Raw genomic sequence first — 17,094 nt, 5'->3', positions numbered from 1 at the left:
TCCGCTAGGGCTCCGGATGCTCAGCCGCGGGGCTTGAGGCGAACCGTGGGCAGCTCGGGAGCCGGTAGTGGCCCGCCCTCGAACCCGTGCGTCGTGCCGGGAAGCGTTGCGGTGAAGAAGTCTTCGGTGCCCGCGGGCGGCGGGCCGCCGATGCCCAGCGCCTCAGCTTGCCACGCCGCGCGGTACGCCACGATCTCCTCGTGCGTGCGGCCCACGAAGTTCCACCACATCAGAAGCTTCTCGCCGAGAGGTTCGCCGCCGATGAGCAGCAGCCGCGCGGGGTCGGGGCCCGCGGTGAAGGTGAGGGTCGTGCATCCGGTGCCCACGTGTGCGAGTTCGTGCCTGACGACCTGTGTCTCGTTTTCGTCGAGCGACGACCGGATGCCCACCTCACCGCTGTCGACCAGAACCCCGTATTCGAACCCGGGTTGCACGGGCAGTTGGGCGCTGCCTCGCGGCGAAAGGTCGACCTGAGCGGCGACCAGCGCGCTGAAGGTACTCGCGTCGGCACGCTCGCCCGCGAGTTCTCCGACGAACACCTGAAGCGCCGCGTCACCCACGCGCACCTTCTTCGACACGTGGCTCTCGAACGAGGGCATCCGGTGCCGCTCTGTTTCGGGCAGTGCCACCCAGAGCTGTGCTCCGTGCAGCACGGTGGTGCCGGGCGTCGAGACCTCGGAGTGGCTGATGCCGCGCCCCGCGGTCATCAGGTTGAGTTCGCCCGGCCGCACGATGGCGTGGCTGCCGACGCTGTCGCGGTGCTCGATCTCGCCCTCGAACAGCCACGACACGGTCTGCAGGCCGGTGTGCGGATGCGGCGGAACCCGCATGCCGCCCGTCGCGGCCACCGGATCGGGCCCGTAGTGGTCGAGAAAACACCAGGCACCGATCATGGTGCGGCCCTTACTCGGCAGGGTGCGTCTCACCGTGAGCGCGCGGGGGCCGCCGAGCGGAACCTCTCGCGGCTGCATGATGCTGATGAGGTGGGTCGGCTCGGTCGAGCACTCGACCACTTCGGTGGGGTGACGTTCGAGGTTGCTCACGAGTCAATCGTAGGTTCTGGGCCAGCGCGTCGTTCTCTTGCGGCACACCGCCACTTCACCGGTTACTGATAGGTTGACTGCACTGCCGGGGGACGGCAGCTCAATGTGCAGAAATAGGGGAACGTGAAGGTTTTCGCCGCGGCTGTCGCCGCAGTAGTGATCATGTCGACAGTGATGGCGGCCGGGCCATCGGCCACGGCGGCGGGCCTCAGCGGTTCAGTCGAGACAATGGGCTCCAGCATCGTTCTGGGCACCGCGGCCTCGACGGATGCCCTGCCCACCGTTCCCGTCGTTACCCCGACCGAGCGGGTGACGCCGCCGTACGCGCGTGCGAGCGCACCGGCGTCAGCGTCGATGCAGGGCGCGCACGAAGAAGTGGCCGGAACCTCGAGCATCTCGGGCATGGTCGGCTTCGTGAACAAGGGGGCGTTGGCTGGCATTCCCGTGACGTTGTTGAGTATTGATGCGGATGGCAACGGAACGCCGCTTCAGACGGTCACCTCCGGCCCGACTGGAGCATTCGCCTTCCCCCGTCTTGCCGCGGGAACGTTCGTCGTGGGCTTCGATGACACAGCCGGATCGTTCTACCCGTCGTACCAGTACTACGGCGGCAGTCAGTTCACCACCTACGGCACCGAGATCACCCTCGCAGATAGCCAGTCGTTCGACGCGAGCTATCAGATGCAGGTCACTTCGGGCATTACCGGAACGGCGACCTGCACGACGTGTTCGACTCCGCCCGACCCTGTGAACACCATGATCGTCATTCGTGCCTATCAGGCCAGCACCGATACGTACGTCTTCGTCGACTCGGGCCACCCCGCACCCGACGGCAGCTACGGGTTCAACTCGCTCTACCCGGGCTACGGCTACAGCGTGTTCATCTACCCCAACGGCACCACCCCGTTCGCCGCGTACTCCTATTCGCCGGATTTCGTGTTGAACGCAGGCGAGACGACGCCGCAGAACGTGATTTCGCGCCTCCTGGTCTCCCCGGTCGCCGGCATCTACTCTGACGTGAACGAGAACGTCAACGCGCTCTACTACGACTTTCTGAAGCGTCTGCCGAACGCTTCAGATGTGGCCTTCTGGGGCAACCAGATTCAGCAGGGCGCAAACCCCAACATCATTGCGACAGGCTTCGTGCAGAGTGACGAGTACCGCTACATCCGCATCGATGCGGCCTATCGAGCCATTCTCGGGCGCGAACCCGAGGCGGCTGGGCGGCTGAACTGGCTGAACGGCATGAAGGCCGGCATTCTGACGACTGATGACATTGAGACCTCGTTCTACGCCTCGGCCGAGTACTTCAACCGGCAGGGCGGCACGAACGAGAAGTTCATGGCGGCGATCTACACGACCCTTCTCGGCCGCAGCGGCACCAGCAGCGACTACAGCTTCTGGGCGTCGGCGATTCAGACCCACGGTCGGGCCTGGGTCATCAACCAGTTCTGGATCACGCCCGAGACGATCCAGCAGCGCGTCTCGAACATGTACCAGTTGTACCTCGGCCGGGTTCCCGACAGCAGTGGGCTTGCCGCATGGGTCGGTGTCGCCTTACAGATCGGTGACTCCGGCCTGCGCGCCGGCCTCACCGGCAGCGACGAATACTACATCCGCAGCCAGTACCGTTTTCTGTAGAGGATCGGATGCGCGCTATCGCGGGAATGGTGTCGGCCTTGGTCGTCGCCGCCATCCTCGGAACCGTGGGGCCGGCCTTCGCCGGGACAGAAGTGATGCCGCCGACCCACGCGGTGGCGCGGGCAGATGTCGGCACCGGAACGATCAGCGGCGTGGTTCGCGGTACCGACGGGCAGCCCAAAAATAATGTGGAAGTCTACGTTTGGGCCATCGACGGTTCGGGCGTCGAAACGAACGGACACGCCATGCGTTCGGGCGACCAGCAATCGGCTGACGGACTATTCACCTTCTCCGGTCTGCCCGCTGCTGACAATTACTATGTCAAATTCTTCGACGAAACGTGGTATCAAACCAGGACGCTCGAGTGGTTCGGCAGCACCGTGGTCAACCAGCGGGGCACGCCAGTGATCGTGATCGCGGGGCAGACCCAGTCGCTCGATTACACCTTGAGGGGCACCGGTGAACTCGATACCAGTATCGGGATCGGTAACGGGTGTTACGGATGTTCGGTGCCCGCTGATATTCAGAACTTCAGCTGGTCTCTGCTGGTGTACGACGATTCGTCGTCGAGCTGGCGCAACGTCACTCTGCGGGAGGATCCCGTCGCGGTCTCGTCCTACCCGATCCACAATTTCAACTTTCTTTACCCCGGGCGCTATCAGGTGATCGTCGACTACAGCGGCAGCGCAACCGTCGGCCGACACGCGGTTGCGCCAGAAGTGATCGTGCAGCGCTACGACGTGGTGCAGCTGAGCGTGAACCTCTCACAGCTCATCGCGCCCGTCGCCGGAGTGCGGGTTGATGTCAATGCAGAGGTCACGGCGCTGTACGCCGACTTCCTCGGCCGGAGGCCCAGCGCGAGCGACATCGTGTTTTGGTCGAAGTCAGTAGGGGCATCCGGAGACTACAGTCTCGTGGCGCAGGGTTTCGTGACCAGCGAAGAGTACCGACTGATTCGCATCGACAAGGCATACAACACTATTCTCGGCAGGCCCCCAGAGGCCGCGGGCCGTCTGAACTGGCTGCACGCGATGCAAGCCGGGGTGCTGACGACCGACGACATTGAAAGGTCGTTCTATTCGTCCGACGAATATTTTCAGAGGGCAGCGAACAACACGCCGACGGTCTTCATGCAGCGTCTGTATGTGACGTTGCTGAACCGAAGCGGATCACCGAGCGAGTGGGCGTTCTGGGTTCAAATGATCGCTGAGCACGGGCGAACCTGGGTGATTGACCAGCTCTGGCAGGCACCCGAGGTGCTAGAACAGCGGGTGACGGGCATGTATCGGGCGTACCTCGGCCGCGATCCAGACCATGACGGGTTGCAGATGTGGGCGATTCGGGCACGCACGCAGGGCGACACCGCGCTGCGTGTCAGCTTCAGCGGTAGTCAGGAATATTTCAATCGCGCCCAGACCAGGTTCACCGACGTATAGATATCTGCCCACGGCGAACACAGCAGCAATGCCGAACCTCGGTGGTTAGCATTTATGTACCGGTTACCGTCACTGCCCCGGTACCCAAGGAGTCAGCATGTTTGAGAGATTTACCGACCGTGCCCGTCGCGTCGTCGTTTTGGCCCAAGAAGAAGCCAAGATGCTCAACCACAACTACATCGGCACCGAGCACATCCTGCTCGGGCTCATTCACGAGGGCGAAGGTGTCGCTGCCAAGGCGCTCGAGTCACTCGGCATCTCGCTCGACGCCGTGCGCGAGCAGGTGCAGGACATCATCGGCCAAGGCCAGCAGCAGCCCACCGGTCACATTCCGTTCACGCCGCGTGCCAAGAAGGTGCTCGAGCTGTCGCTTCGCGAGGCCCTGCAGCTCGGTCACAACTACATCGGCACCGAGCACATCCTGCTCGGCCTCATTCGCGAGGGTGAAGGCGTCGCCGCCCAGGTTCTGGTCAAGCTCGGTGCTGACCTCAACCGTGTTCGCCAGCAGGTCATTCAGCTGCTGAGCGGGTACCAGGGCAAAGAGGCCGTCGCCGTGGGTGGCAACGACCAGGCGCCCGACAAGGGCTCGCAGATTCTCGACCAGTTCGGCCGCAACCTCACGCAGGCCGCGCGCGACAACAAACTCGACCCGGTCATCGGGCGCGAGAAAGAGATCGAGCGCGTGATGCAGATCTTGTCGCGCCGGTCGAAGAACAACCCTGTTCTCATCGGTGAGCCCGGTGTCGGCAAGACCGCCGTCGTCGAGGGCCTCGCCCAGGCCATCGTTCGGGGCGATGTTCCCGAGACGCTGAAAGACAAGCAGCTCTACACGCTCGACCTCGGGTCGCTCATCGCGGGTTCACGCTACCGGGGCGACTTCGAAGAGCGCCTGAAGAAGGTCACGAAGGAGATCCGCACCCGCGGCGACATCATCACCTTCATCGACGAGATCCACACGCTCGTCGGTGCCGGGGCTGCTGAGGGCGCAATAGACGCCGCGAGCATCCTGAAGCCGCTGTTGGCCCGCGGTGAACTGCAGACCATCGGCGCGACCACGCTCGATGAGTACCGCAAGCACTTCGAGAAAGACGCTGCGCTCGAGCGCCGCTTCCAGCCCATTCAGGTCGCCGAGCCCACGCTGCCCCACACGATCAACATCTTGAAGGGGCTTCGCGACAAGTACGAGGCCTTCCACAAGGTGTCGATCACCGACGGTGCCATTGTCGCCGCAGCGAACCTCGCTGACCGGTACGTGGCCGACCGCTTCCTGCCCGACAAGGCCATCGACCTGATCGATGAGGCCGGCGCACGCCTTCGCCTCTCGATTCTGTCGGCGCCGCCGGAGCTTCGCGAGTTCGACGAGCGCATCGCACTCGTTCGTGGCCGCAAAGAGGCTGCGATCGAGGAACAAGACTTCGAGAAGGCCGCGTCTCTCCGCGACGAGGAGAAGAACCTGCTCGGTGAGCGTCTGCGGCTCGAGAAGAAGTGGAAGTCGGGCGACGTGAAGGCGTCGGGCATCGTCGACGAGGGGCTGATCGCCGAGGTTCTGGCGCAGGCCACGGGCATCCCGGTGTTCAAGCTCACCGAAGAAGAGTCGTCGCGACTCATGTTCATGGAGAAGGCGCTGCACGAGCGTGTCATCGGGCAAGAAGAGGCCATCGCGGCTCTGTCTCGCACGATTCGCCGCACGCGGTCAGGCCTCAAAGACCCCAAGCGCCCCTCGGGTTCGTTCATCTTCGCCGGCCCCACGGGTGTCGGCAAGACCGAGCTCGCGAAGGCGCTCGCCGAGTTCCTCTTCGACGACGAGAACGCCCTCATCTCGCTCGACATGAGCGAGTACGGCGAGAAGCACACCGTTTCTCGTCTGTTCGGTGCTCCTCCCGGATTCGTCGGCTTCGAAGAGGGCGGCCAGCTCACCGAGAAGGTGCGCCGCAAGCCCTTTAGCGTGGTGCTGTTCGACGAGATCGAGAAGGCTCACCCCGACATCTTCAACTCGCTGCTTCAGATTCTCGAAGAGGGCCGGCTGACTGATGGCCAGGGTCGTGTTGTCGACTTCAAGAACACGGTGATCATCATGACCACCAACCTCGGTACGAAAGACATCACCGGTTCGCCCATCGGCTTCCAGTCGCAGACGAACGTCTCGACGTCGTACGACCGCATGAAGGGCAAGGTGAACGAAGAGCTCAAGAAGCACTTCAAGCCCGAGTTCCTGAACCGCGTCGATGACACCATCGTGTTCCCGCAGCTGTCGAAAGAAGAGCTGCTGCAGATCGTCGACCTGTTCATCGGCCGCCTTCGCGACCGCCTGATGGATCGCGACCTGACCATCGAGCTGTCGCTGTCGAGCAAAGAACGTCTCATCGAGGTCGGGTTCGACCCGTCACTCGGTGCTCGACCGCTTCGCCGCGCAATGCAGAACGAGGTCGAAGACCGACTCTCTGAGCGCATCCTGCTTGGTGAGCTGAACGCCGGCGATCACATCTACGTCGACTTCGTCGAGGGGGAGTTCACCTTCCTCACAACGTCGCCCGAGCCGCTTGCCGCCATCACGGCCGAGGGCGCGGCTGCGCCGGCGATCGACTAGGCGCCAGCGCCAACTGCACCACCCCGCTTCACCAGCACCACCCCGCTTCACCCGAAAGGGCCGGCCACCTCACCGTGGCCGGCCCTTTCGCCGTTCACCGCGGCGGCTCGTCACCTGAAGCGGGCACGCGCAGTGGTTTTCGTGAAAACGGGCGGGGCTGCAAGGATGGAGCGTGACCAACTCAGACGTGTCCGCCGTTCGCCCCGCACTCGGGCCGATCACGGTGCGACGCGCGCGTACGTCAGATGTGCCCTATATCCAACGCCTCGCCGAACCACTCGTGCAGACCCGCGTGCTGCTCGGCAAAGACGCCGTGGTCTACTACGAGGCCGTGCAGGAGTTTCGTATCGCGGTCGACGCTGAGGGCACCCCCATCGGCTGCGGCGCCCTCCATGTCTTCTGGGAAGACCTGGGGGAGGTGCGAACGCTCGCCGTCGACCCGGCGTACCTCGGCAAGGGCGTCGGCCATGCCCTCCTCGAGTCGATCGAGCGCGACGCTCGCGAGCTCGGGCTGTCGCGGCTGTTCTGCCTCACCTTCGAGGTCGCCTTCTTCGAACGCCACGACTTCGTGGCCTCGCCCCTGGCATTGGTGGCTCCGGATGTCTACGCCGAACTCGTTCGCTCACCCGACGAGGGCGTGGCCGAGTTTCTCGACCTCGCGCGCGTGAAGCCGAACACCCTCGGCAACACGCGCATGCTGAAGCACCTGTGAGCCGGAGTTGCATCGGGCAGCTCACGCCCACCCCACTTTTTTGCGTCGCCGGTCTCACGGGGGTCACCGGCCCCACTGCCCGCCGATGAGCGGCTACGAGGTGTGCGTCTGCTACCTCATCCGGCAGCGAGCGGGTGGCCGGCGCGAGGTTCTGCTCGGCGAGAAGCTCACTGGGCTCGGCATCGGCAAGGTCGTGGGGCCCGGCGGCAAGCTCGAGGCGGGCGAAAGCGCCCTAGACGCCATCGTGCGCGAGGTGGCAGAGGAAACGGGCATCCGCATAGCCCCAGCAGACCTTCGGCAGGCCGGGTATCTGGTGTACGAGTTTCCGTACAAGCCGTCGTGGAGTCAGAATTCGACCGTTTTCGTGGCCGAGGTGTGGCAGGGCGAACCTCAGGCGAGTGTCGAACTTGCGCCCCGTTGGTTCGCCCTCGACGAGATTCCCTACGACTCGATGTGGCACGATGCGAGGTTCTGGCTGCCGCGGGTGCTTGCCGGCGAGACGGTTCGCGCGCGCTTCTCGTTTCAGGCAGACAACGCGACGGTGGCCGAGACGAATCTGCCGCAGGCCTGACCTCGGCGCCGCGTTAGTGTTGATGGAGTTGCCACTTCTAAGGAGCAAATCAATGCTGTTACACGGTGTGGGCGTCGGTCGCGGTCTTGCGGTCGCTTCAACGCTCCGGATGCCCGAACCTCTCGCCGAGCCCACAGACGAGCCGAGCACGGCTGAACCTGAAGCAGAGCTCGCGCGCATCGAGGTCTCGCTCGCCGCCGTCGCTGCCGACCTTCTGGCACGCGGTGCTGCTGCCGGCGGAGAAGCCCAAGACGTGTTGAACGCCCAGTCGCTGATGGCAGAAGACCCCACCATTGTCGAAGACATCCAGACGCGCCTTGGCAGCGGTAGAACCGCCGATCGCGCCGTGTTCGAGGCGTTCGCTGGTTTTCGCGACCTGCTCGTTCAGATGGGTGGGTACATGGCCGAGCGGGCCGCCGACCTCGACGACGTTTCGCAGCGCATCATCGCACACCTCCGGGGCGTGCCGGCGCCGGGGGTGCCCGAGTCGGCGACCCCGTTCATCCTCGTCGCCCACGACCTCGCACCGGCCGACACGGCGCTGCTCGACCTCGAGAAGGTCGTCGGGCTGATCACCCGCGAAGGTGGGCCCACCTCGCACACCGCGATTCTGGCGCGGTCGAAGTCGATCCCCGCCATCGTGGGTGTGAAGGGGGCCGAGAACCTGGCCGACGGAACGCTGGTCGTGCTCGACGCTGGTGCCGGAACCGTTCTCACCGAGCCGGCCGACTCCGACGTCGAACGCGCCACCGAGCGCATCGCCCAGCGCGCGGCCGAGGCTGCGGCGCCGCTACGGCCCGGGGCTCTGGCCGACGGAACCCTCGTACCGCTCCTCGCCAACCTCGGGTCTGCCGAGGGCGCCGCTGAGGCACTCGCGCTCGGGGCCGAAGGTGTTGGGCTCTTTCGCACCGAGTTTCTGTTTCTCGACTCCACTGAGGCGCCCTCGGTCGAGTCGCAGGTCACCCAATACGAAGCCATGTTGCGCGCGTTCGTGGGCAAGAAAGTTGTCGTTCGTGTGCTCGATGCCGGTGCCGACAAACCGCTGAGCTTTCTGAATGACGCGAAGGAGGAGAACCCGGCTCTCGGCCTCCGTGGTATTCGTGCCCTGCGCGCAGCCGAAGACATTCTGCGTGACCAGCTCCTCGCCCTCGCGACCGCTGAGGCGCGCGTCAATGGGCATCGCGACGACCTCGAGCCCGGCGAGAAGGTCGAACTGTGGGTCATGGCACCCATGGTGGCCGACGCCGACGACGCCGAATACTTCGTGTCATTCGCGCGCGAACTCGGCATTCAGGTCGCCGGAGTCATGGCCGAGGTTCCCTCGTCGGCGCTCGTGGCCGACCAGATCTTCGACGTGGCCGACTTTGTCAGCATCGGTACGAACGACCTCACCCAGTACACGCTCGCAGCCGACCGGCTGCTCGGCTCCGTGGCGAACCTGCAAGACCCGTGGCACCCCGCGGTTCTGCGACTCGTGGGCATGCTCGGCGAGGCCGGGCGTGTGGCCGGCAAGCCCGTCGGGGTGTGCGGCGAGGCCGCGGCCGACCCGCTGCTGGCCGTCGTGCTGGTGGGGCTCGGTGTGACAACACTCTCGATGACCCCGGCGGCCATCGCGGATGTTCGGGCCGAACTCGCCCGCCACACCCTCGCCGAGACGCGCGAACTCGCCCGCGTCGCGGTGGCGGCCACCTCGGCTGCGCGTGCCCGCGCGGCCGTGACCGGGCTTTCGGCGGCGAACGCGATCGGCTGAGGCGCGCCCGCACGCCCTCGCGCCCGCCCGCGCGCCCGCACGCCCTCGCGCCCGCCCGCGCGCCCGCACGCGCCGCTGCGTGCGCTGCTTGCATTGCGTGCGTTGCTTGCTCCAGGCTGGGAATCCGCCCACCGTGGCGGGCCACGCCGAGCGCCGGCGGCGAGCCCCGCCGGCGCACCGCTGCAGCGGTCGGTAACCTTGCAGAATGTCTACGCCGGGGCATCCGCCCGCCCGCCGCCGCCCTTCGGCGAAGGTGTATCGCCGGCGCCGCCTGGTTGCACTGGTGGGCGTCATCATCGTGATCGTGGCGGTGGTGCTGATCATCCGCGCGGTCGCCAGTGGCGCGACGAGCCCGACGGCCGCCCCCGGCAGCACGGCGGCTGCGGGTGCGTCGGATGCCCCGCAGCAGGGCCCCGCAGCATCCACGTCGGCCACCCCTGCACCCGCTGACCCGCCCGCCACCGCTGCCGCGCCAGACCCGGCCGCGACCCCCGCTGCTCCCGCCGCCACGTCGACTGCCGATGGATCGGCTGCCTGCGCCGCCGGCAACATCACCGTGACCGCCGTCACCGACTCGAACAGCTACTCCGCCGGATCGCAGCCCAAACTGTCGTTCACCATCGTCAACACCGGCGCCGACCCCTGCACCATCAACGCCGGAACCTCGAAGCAGATCTACACCATCACCAGCGGAACCGAGGTCTACTGGAAGTCGACCGACTGCCAGACCGACGCATCCGACACCGCCGCCATGCTCGCACCCGGCCAAACGGTGAGCTCAACCCCGTTCGCCTGGAACCGCGCCCGCTCCTCGCCCAGCACATGCGGCGCCTCGGCCCCGGCCTCCGTTCCCGCGGGTGGCGCGTCGTACCACCTCACCGTCTCGGTCGACGGCATCGCCTCCGCGGCCTCAGCCCAGTTCCTCCTCTACTGACCCTCTCGGGGCATCGAGTTTCCCCACTTCGTCGCCTCGGCTGGCCTTTGTCGACGTTCTGGGGAAAGTCGACGCCGGGGAAGCGTGACGCGGCAGCCCCCGCGCGTAATGTTGGCGGGTTAGGATCGGCTTATGCTGACCCGCGCCCGAACGTCGCCCGGTCTCGAGGTTCGCACGCGCGAAGGCGTCGTACGTGGGGTGCGTGAGCGCGGCATCGAAGCGTGGCGCGGAATTCCGTTCGCAGCTCCACCCGTCGGAGCCCTGCGGTTTCGCGGCCCCAGGCCGCCCGAACCTTTCACGGGCATCCGGGATGCCAGCCGATTCGGGGCGGTGTCGGCCCAGTCGCGGGAGGGCAACTTCATCGGCGCCGCGAAGAACGCGCCGATGGGCGAAGACTGCCTGACCCTCAACATCGTGCGCCCGGCCCGGCCAGCTGCCGACACGGTTTCGATGCGTCCGAACGCGGCGCCGGATGCCGCACCGCTGCTGCCCGTCATGGTGTTCATTCACGGCGGGGCGTACAGCGTCGGCTCCTCGTCGGAGGTGCCGCGCAACGGCGACACCCTCGCTCGCGACGGAAACGTGGTCTACGTCAGCATCAACTACCGCCTCGGAGCCCTCGGCTTTCTCGACTTCACCGGGTACTCGACGCCCGAGCGCCCGATCGAGAACAACCTCGGTCTGAAGGACTGCGTAGCGGCGCTCGAGTGGATCCAGGCGAACATCCGCGAGTTCGGGGGCGACCCTCTGCGCGTAACGCTGTTCGGGGAGTCGGCCGGGGCGAACGCGGTGACGACGCTCATGACCGTGCCCCGGGCATCCGGACTCTTCGCCCGAGCCATCGCCCAGAGCTCACCCACGAATGCGGTCTACCCACCCGACCTCACCCGCGAGTGGGGCGCGCAGTTCGTCGAACTGCTGAGCTCGCGCATCGCCAATGACAGCGTCGAGAACACCACGGCCGAAGACGCGGGCGAAATGCTGGTCACGGCCGACTGGCGAGACCTCGTGCGGGCGACAGATGCTCTCACCACGAGGGCCCCTGACTCCGACCCCGGAACCATCGCCCTCTGCCCCGTCATCGACGGGGACTTTCTGCCCGAACGCCCCCTCGATGCGTTCAAAGCCGGGCGTGCGCATCCGATTCCGCTCATCATCGGCACAAACGATCGCGAAGGAGCTCTCTTCACCGGGCGCCTCGACATCCTTGCGACGACACCCCAGCGCATCCGCGCCATCTTCTCGAAGACGAAAAAGAAGGCGCGCAAGGCGATCAAGGCCGAGTACCCGGGCCTGCCGGCCAAGCGCCCTGCCGCCGATTTCGGCGGAGACTACGCGTTCTGGTACCCCACGGTGAAGGTGGCCGAACGGCATTCGCGCTTCGCCCCCGTGTACTTCTATCGCTTCGACCTCGCCCCACGGCTCGTGCGGCTCGCCGGGTTCGACGCCACGCACGGCCTCGAACTCTTCGCGGTGTTCGACCGTCTCGGCTCTCCCTTCGGGCACACGATGACCCTTCTCGGAGGCCGCCGCCCGTTCCTCCGCGCCGGCGCCCGCATGCGGCGCTACTGGTCGTCGTTCGCCTACACCGGGGTTCCGGATGCCCGCCTCCCCGACTCCGCACGAGAACCGGCATCCGCTCCCGTGCCGACCCTCGCAGCCGACCTGTCACCCGCGTCCAACCTGCCGCAAGCTCGCGCCTCGGTGCCCCGAACGCGTCGTACCACCCGCGCTCACGACCAGTCCCGCGTTCTCGACCAGTCCCGCGCTCCCCACCCGTCCCGCGCTCTCGACCAGTCCCGCGTTCTCGTGTGGCCCCGCTACGACGAAGCGCGCCGCCGCACCCTCATCATTGACAGCGATGACCGTATCGAGTCAGACCCACGCCGTTCTCGTCGTCTCGCCTGGCTGGCGTTCGTTCCGCACGTGTGACACCTTCAGCTGTCGCTGTCGCTGTCAGCTGTCGTTGGCGCTGTCGCGGCTGCTGTTGCTTCACTTCCTCTCGAGGCCGCCCCCAGACTCCACACCCGCCGGCCCGCCCGAGCGAGCACCATTGAACGCCCGCGCGAATGCCGCGCGAATGGCTGTCTCGCCCGGACCGACCAGGTTGGTGAAGCCGAGCCGCTTGGCCTCGGTGGCGCGGAGGGCGCTCGAGGTGACGGGCCGCACCTCGCCCGCGAGGCTGATCTCGCCGAACGCGACGAAATTGTGCGGCAGCGCGAGGTCGCTCGCGGCGGAGGCAATGGCGAGCGCGATGGCCAGGTCGGCCGCCGGTTCGGTGAGCTTCACCCCGCCGACGGTCGACACATACACGTCTTTGTCGCTCAGCCTGACCTTCATGCGGCGCTCGAGAACCGCGAGGAGCATCGACACGCGTGAGGAGTCGACCCCGTTCGTGACCCGGCGCGGGTTCGGCGCGGTGGTGCCGACGACGAGAGCCTGAACCTCGACGGGCAGCGCGCGCCGCCCTTCGAGAGCGACCGTGACACAGGTGCCGCTCACGGCCTCGCTGCCCCGGCTGAGAAACAGACCGCTCGGGTCGGGTACTTCGCGAATACCTTCGCCCGTCATCTCGAAGCAGCCCACCTCGTCGGTGGGACCGAACCTGTTCTTCAGCGTGCGAACGAAACGCAGCGACGTCTGCCGGTCGCCTTCGAACTGGCACACGACGTCGACGAGGTGCTCGAGCACACGGGGGCCGGCAATAGACCCGTCTTTGGTGACGTGCCCGACGAGCAGCACCGGCAGCGAGCGCTCTTTCGCCACCCGAATGAGAGCCGACGCGACGGCCCGCACCTGGGTGGGGCCGCCAGCCGAGCCCTCGATGGTGGAGCTGCTGACAGTCTGAACCGAATCAACGATGACCAGGTGCGGCATGACCGCGTCGATCTGGCCGAGAATCGTGGCCAGGTCGGTCTCGGCGGCGAGCATGAGGGTGGGGGAGAGGGAGCCGGTTCGTTCGGCCCGCATCTTGATCTGACCGACCGACTCTTCGGCGCTGACGTAGAGCACGCGGAGGTGCTCCTGGGCCGCTCGCGCCGCAACCTCGAGTAGCAGCGTCGACTTGCCGACGCCCGGTTCACCCGACAGCAGAATGGCGACGCCGGGCACCAGGCCGCCGCCCAGCACGCGGTCGAACTCGGTGATACCGGTGGCCCAGTGGGTGGCCGCGTCGGTCTCGATCTCGGTGATGGGGCGGGCAATGCGGCCCTCTTCGAGATTGACCGCGCGCACCTGGCCCTGCAACCCCGTGGTCTCGGCCGCAGAGACGACCGTGCCCCACGATTGGCATTCACCGCAACGACCGGCCCACCGCAGGGTGGTCCAGCCGCATTCGGTGCACTTGAAGTTGCTGAGGGGCTTGGTTGGCATGACTCAACGATAGGCGGGGCCACCGACAGTGCCCGAACCCGCGCTCCCCTCTGTGGAGAGCCCGGGCATCCGGAGCCGTGTGAGCGAGTGAAGCGGCCTGCTACGCCTCGGGGTCTTTCGGCGCGTGGTCTTTCTTGCCCTGCGCGGCGAGGGTTGCCGCGCGCTCGGCGAGGCGGCGCTTCATCTGGAACTGGGCGTCGTCGATGACCGCTTGGTCGAGTGGCGGGTTGGCCGCCTGGGGAGCGCCGTGGTACTTCTGGACGTAGGCGTCGAGTTCGGGGCCCGAGGTCCACGATGAGATCAGTGAGTACCGGGGCGCGGGGCCGGTGTGCCACACCGCGTGCCAGAACCGCTGGGTGTCGACGACGACCTGCGAGCCCGCCGGGAGTGGGATGCGCACCTCGGTCTCGGGGTCGAACCGGTCTTCGCGCAGAATCAGCACCGAGTCGGGGTCGTCGCTGAGGTTGAAGAAGCTGCGCACGATCCAGCCGGTGCCGTCGGGGTTGAGGCGGTTGTTGTCGTCTTGGTGCAGGTTGTAGATGGCGCCTGCATAGTCGTTCGGCTGCAGTTCGATGACGCGGCAGCGCCCGACGTTCGCGCCGGGCTCTTCGGCGCGGGCCTTCAGAATGGGGGCCTTGTCGACGTTTGCCTGCACCCAGACCCCGTCTTTGTCGGTGCGCGGAGGGGTATGGTTCCAGAACCCGTTGCACTCCATCTCGCCGAAGGCGCTCGCGAGCGGGGCCCAGCGGGTGTCGCCCGACGACTTCCAGTCGACGTATTGGAGGTTGAGCCACTCTTGCGGGTCGGCGGCTTGGTCGTACGCGTCGAGTACGACGTAGCCCTTCTTTTCGAAGGCGGGGGATGTGATGTAGCTCATTTGGGTAAATGTGCCTTCCAGTAAGATATCAAGCGCGTTTTTACATGACCTAGTAAGGCGAGCTTAACACTTGGGTACTAGCGAACTCAGGAGCTCTTCCATCGCCGAAAGACCTCGACTTCAGGAATGTTCTGCCGCTGCCCGCCCGAGTGCACGATGTCGTCGCCGTCGACACTGAGTTGCGTGCGATGCGCGCCGAGCGCCCGCATCTTGGCCGCCCGAAAAGGCCCGAGCGGCACGGCGATGTCACCGGCTTCGGCTTCGGCTTCGGCGGCTTCTGCGACGATGACGTACACGGGGACACCGGCTGCAGACGCCGCGTCGATGCCGGCCTCGTGGATTCGCACGTGATCCGGATGCCCGTACCCACCCCGCTCGTCGTACGTCACCACCAGCGAGGGTGTGACCTCAGCAATGACCGCACCGATCTCGGCGACGACCTGCTCGAACGGAGCCAGGCTCAGCGCATCGGCGGGAGCATCAGACGCCGCCTTGGCAAAGCCATCGTCGCCCCACCGCATTCCTGAATCGGAATATAACCGTGAGGTGCCGAGGAATCGATGCTCAGTGACACCCAGCTCAGCGAGCGCTTGGGAGAGCTCGTGCACGCGCACCGCGGCCAGCTCGGCCGTGCCCTCGAGGTGCTCGAGCGGGCCGGCGACCACCTCGCCGCGCTCGCCCCGAGTACCCGTGAGCAGCACCACCCGCACACCACCGCTCACGAGATGGGCCATCAGGCCACCCGTGGCGATGGTCTCGTCATCGGGGTGCGCGTGCAGCAGCAGCACGGTCGGTTCGGAAGAACCGCCGCCGCCCTCTGTCAGCTCGGGGAATACCATCTGTGAACCCTACGGTCGAGATCTGAACCAGTGCCCGGCTGTTCTACTGCACCGCGCTCGACGTCGCCCAGAGGTTGATGCCCGCCTCAACGGCGTGCTCGTCGATGGCATCGAGCTCGCTCTGCTCGAATGACAGGTTCTGGGTGGCCGCAAGGTTGTCATCGAGCTGCTTGACGCTCGACGCACCGATGAGTACTGACGTCACCCGCTCGTCACGCAGCGCCCACGACAGGGCGAGTTGCGCCAGTGTCTGTCCGCGGCCCGACGCGATGTCGTTCAGCGCGCGCAGGTGCGTCAGGGTGTCGTCGTTGACGAAGCTCTGCTGCATCGAGCCGTTCAGGGCCGCCCGCGAATCGGAAGGAATTCCGCCGAGGTAGCGGTCGGTCAGCAGACCCTGCGCGAGTGGCGAGAACGCGATGCAGCCGACGCCGAGGTCGCCGAGGGTGTCGAGAAGGCCGCTCTCGATCCACCGGTTGAACATGGAGTACGACGGCTGGTGAATGAGCAGGGGAGTACCGAGGTCGGCCAGGATGCGTGCCGCCGCGACGGTGCGCTCGGGTGAATAGCTCGAGATGCCTGCGTACAGGGCCCGGCCCGAGGTGACCGCCGTATGCAAGGCACCCATCGTCTCTTCGAGCGGGGTGTCGGGGTCGGCTCGGTGGGAGTAGAAGATGTCGACGTAGTCGAGCCCCATGCGGGAGAGGCTCTGGTCGAGCGACGCCAGCAGATACTTGCGTGAACCGAGGTCACCGTACGGCCCCGGCCACATGTCGTAGCCCGCCTTGCTCGAAATGACCATCTCGTCGCGGTACGGGGCGAAGTCTTCGGCGAAGATGCGCCCGAAGTTCGTCTCTGCACTGCCGTAGGGCGGCCCGTAGTTGTTCGCCAGGTCGATGTGGGTGACGCCGCTGTCGAAAGCGCGGCGGAGAATGGCGCGCTGCGTCTCGGTAGACGTCGTGTCGCCGAAGTTCTGCCAGAGGCCGAGCGACACGGCAGGCAGTTTCAGGCCACTGCGCCCGGTGCGTCGGTAGGGAAGGAGGTCATAGCGGTTCTCCGCTGCTGAATAGGTCACAGATCGATCTTGTCATGTCACCCGCTCCATCGCTTGGAGAAAGGGGCCGACCTGTGCCCGCTTCAACACCATCGGCACCGACGCGGGTCGCAGTCGCCGCTCTCCGCTCGCTGCTCGCCGATTGGCGCGGCGCTGCCGGGTGCCGTAAGGTATTCCCCGGTACCGTGTCCGAGCGGCCGAAGGTACATGTCTCGAAAACATGTGTGCTTGAAAGAGCACCGTGGGTTCAAATCCCACCGGTACCGCCATAAAACCCCTGA

General features: G+C 66.1%; 13 protein-coding genes and 1 tRNA gene. 9 read left to right on the top strand and 5 right to left on the bottom strand.

Annotation, left to right across the window (positions count from 1 at the left end):
* Positions 1 to 20: 20 nt before the first annotated feature.
* Positions 21 to 1,043, bottom strand: coding sequence for a pirin family protein (locus QN358_RS06510; RefSeq protein ID WP_323511909.1), 1,023 nt, complete (start codon positions 1,041 to 1,043; stop codon positions 21 to 23).
* 123 nt (positions 1,044 to 1,166) lie between these two features.
* Between QN358_RS06510 and QN358_RS06505 the strand changes: the two genes are divergently transcribed.
* From QN358_RS06505 to QN358_RS06470, 8 genes are all read left to right on the top strand, one after another.
* Positions 1,167 to 2,684 (top strand): DUF4214 domain-containing protein, encoded by a 1,518-nt coding sequence (locus QN358_RS06505; protein ID WP_323511908.1) that lies wholly within the window; start codon positions 1,167 to 1,169, stop codon positions 2,682 to 2,684.
* Positions 2,685 to 2,692: 8 nt separating this feature from the next.
* Complete coding sequence (locus QN358_RS06500) at positions 2,693 to 4,120, top strand: hypothetical protein (protein WP_323511907.1); 1,428 nt, start codon at positions 2,693 to 2,695, stop codon at positions 4,118 to 4,120.
* A gap of 97 nt (positions 4,121 to 4,217) precedes the next feature.
* Entirely contained in the window at positions 4,218 to 6,707 is a 2,490-nt protein-coding gene (locus QN358_RS06495) for an ATP-dependent Clp protease ATP-binding subunit (RefSeq protein ID WP_323511906.1), read from the top strand.
* A gap of 172 nt (positions 6,708 to 6,879) precedes the next feature.
* The gene (locus tag QN358_RS06490) at positions 6,880 to 7,419 is read left to right on the top strand and encodes an amino-acid N-acetyltransferase (protein WP_323511905.1); all 540 of its coding nucleotides are present in this window, start codon (positions 6,880 to 6,882) and stop codon (positions 7,417 to 7,419) included.
* An 85-nt stretch (positions 7,420 to 7,504) separates the two neighbouring features.
* On the top strand, positions 7,505 to 7,990 hold the full coding sequence (locus QN358_RS06485) for an 8-oxo-dGTP diphosphatase (RefSeq protein WP_323511904.1): 486 nt from the start codon (positions 7,505 to 7,507) through the stop codon (positions 7,988 to 7,990).
* 52 nt (positions 7,991 to 8,042) lie between these two features.
* A complete protein-coding gene (gene ptsP / locus QN358_RS06480; RefSeq protein ID WP_323511903.1) occupies positions 8,043 to 9,740 on the top strand; it encodes a phosphoenolpyruvate--protein phosphotransferase in 1,698 nt (565 codons plus the stop codon).
* A gap of 205 nt (positions 9,741 to 9,945) precedes the next feature.
* Entirely contained in the window at positions 9,946 to 10,674 is a 729-nt protein-coding gene (locus tag QN358_RS06475) for a hypothetical protein (RefSeq protein ID WP_323511902.1), read from the top strand.
* Between the two features lie 132 nt (positions 10,675 to 10,806).
* Entirely contained in the window at positions 10,807 to 12,606 is a 1,800-nt protein-coding gene (locus tag QN358_RS06470; RefSeq protein ID WP_323511901.1) for a carboxylesterase/lipase family protein, read from the top strand.
* A gap of 60 nt (positions 12,607 to 12,666) precedes the next feature.
* On the opposite strand, the gene radA is transcribed toward QN358_RS06470, so the two are convergent.
* From radA to mgrA, 4 genes are all read right to left on the bottom strand, one after another.
* The gene (gene radA / locus QN358_RS06465; RefSeq protein ID WP_323511900.1) at positions 12,667 to 14,046 is read right to left on the bottom strand and encodes a DNA repair protein RadA; all 1,380 of its coding nucleotides are present in this window, start codon (positions 14,044 to 14,046) and stop codon (positions 12,667 to 12,669) included.
* Between the two features lie 100 nt (positions 14,047 to 14,146).
* On the bottom strand, positions 14,147 to 14,923 hold the full coding sequence (locus QN358_RS06460; RefSeq protein WP_323511899.1) for a hypothetical protein: 777 nt from the start codon (positions 14,921 to 14,923) through the stop codon (positions 14,147 to 14,149).
* Positions 14,924 to 15,009: 86 nt separating this feature from the next.
* Complete coding sequence (locus QN358_RS06455; RefSeq protein ID WP_136640637.1) at positions 15,010 to 15,762, bottom strand: PIG-L deacetylase family protein; 753 nt, start codon at positions 15,760 to 15,762, stop codon at positions 15,010 to 15,012.
* Between the two features lie 43 nt (positions 15,763 to 15,805).
* A complete protein-coding gene (gene mgrA / locus QN358_RS06450) occupies positions 15,806 to 16,834 on the bottom strand; it encodes an L-glyceraldehyde 3-phosphate reductase (protein ID WP_136640638.1) in 1,029 nt (342 codons plus the stop codon).
* A 158-nt stretch (positions 16,835 to 16,992) separates the two neighbouring features.
* On the opposite strand from mgrA, the gene QN358_RS06445 reads away from it, so the two are divergent.
* Positions 16,993 to 17,082: transfer RNA gene (locus QN358_RS06445), tRNA-Ser, on the top strand.
* Positions 17,083 to 17,094 lie beyond the last annotated feature (12 nt).

This window comes from Subtercola sp. RTI3 (genome assembly GCF_035018625.1).
GTDB lineage: Bacteria > Actinomycetota > Actinomycetes > Actinomycetales > Microbacteriaceae > Subtercola > Subtercola vilae.
This window is presented reverse-complemented; position numbering and strand designations above follow the sequence as displayed.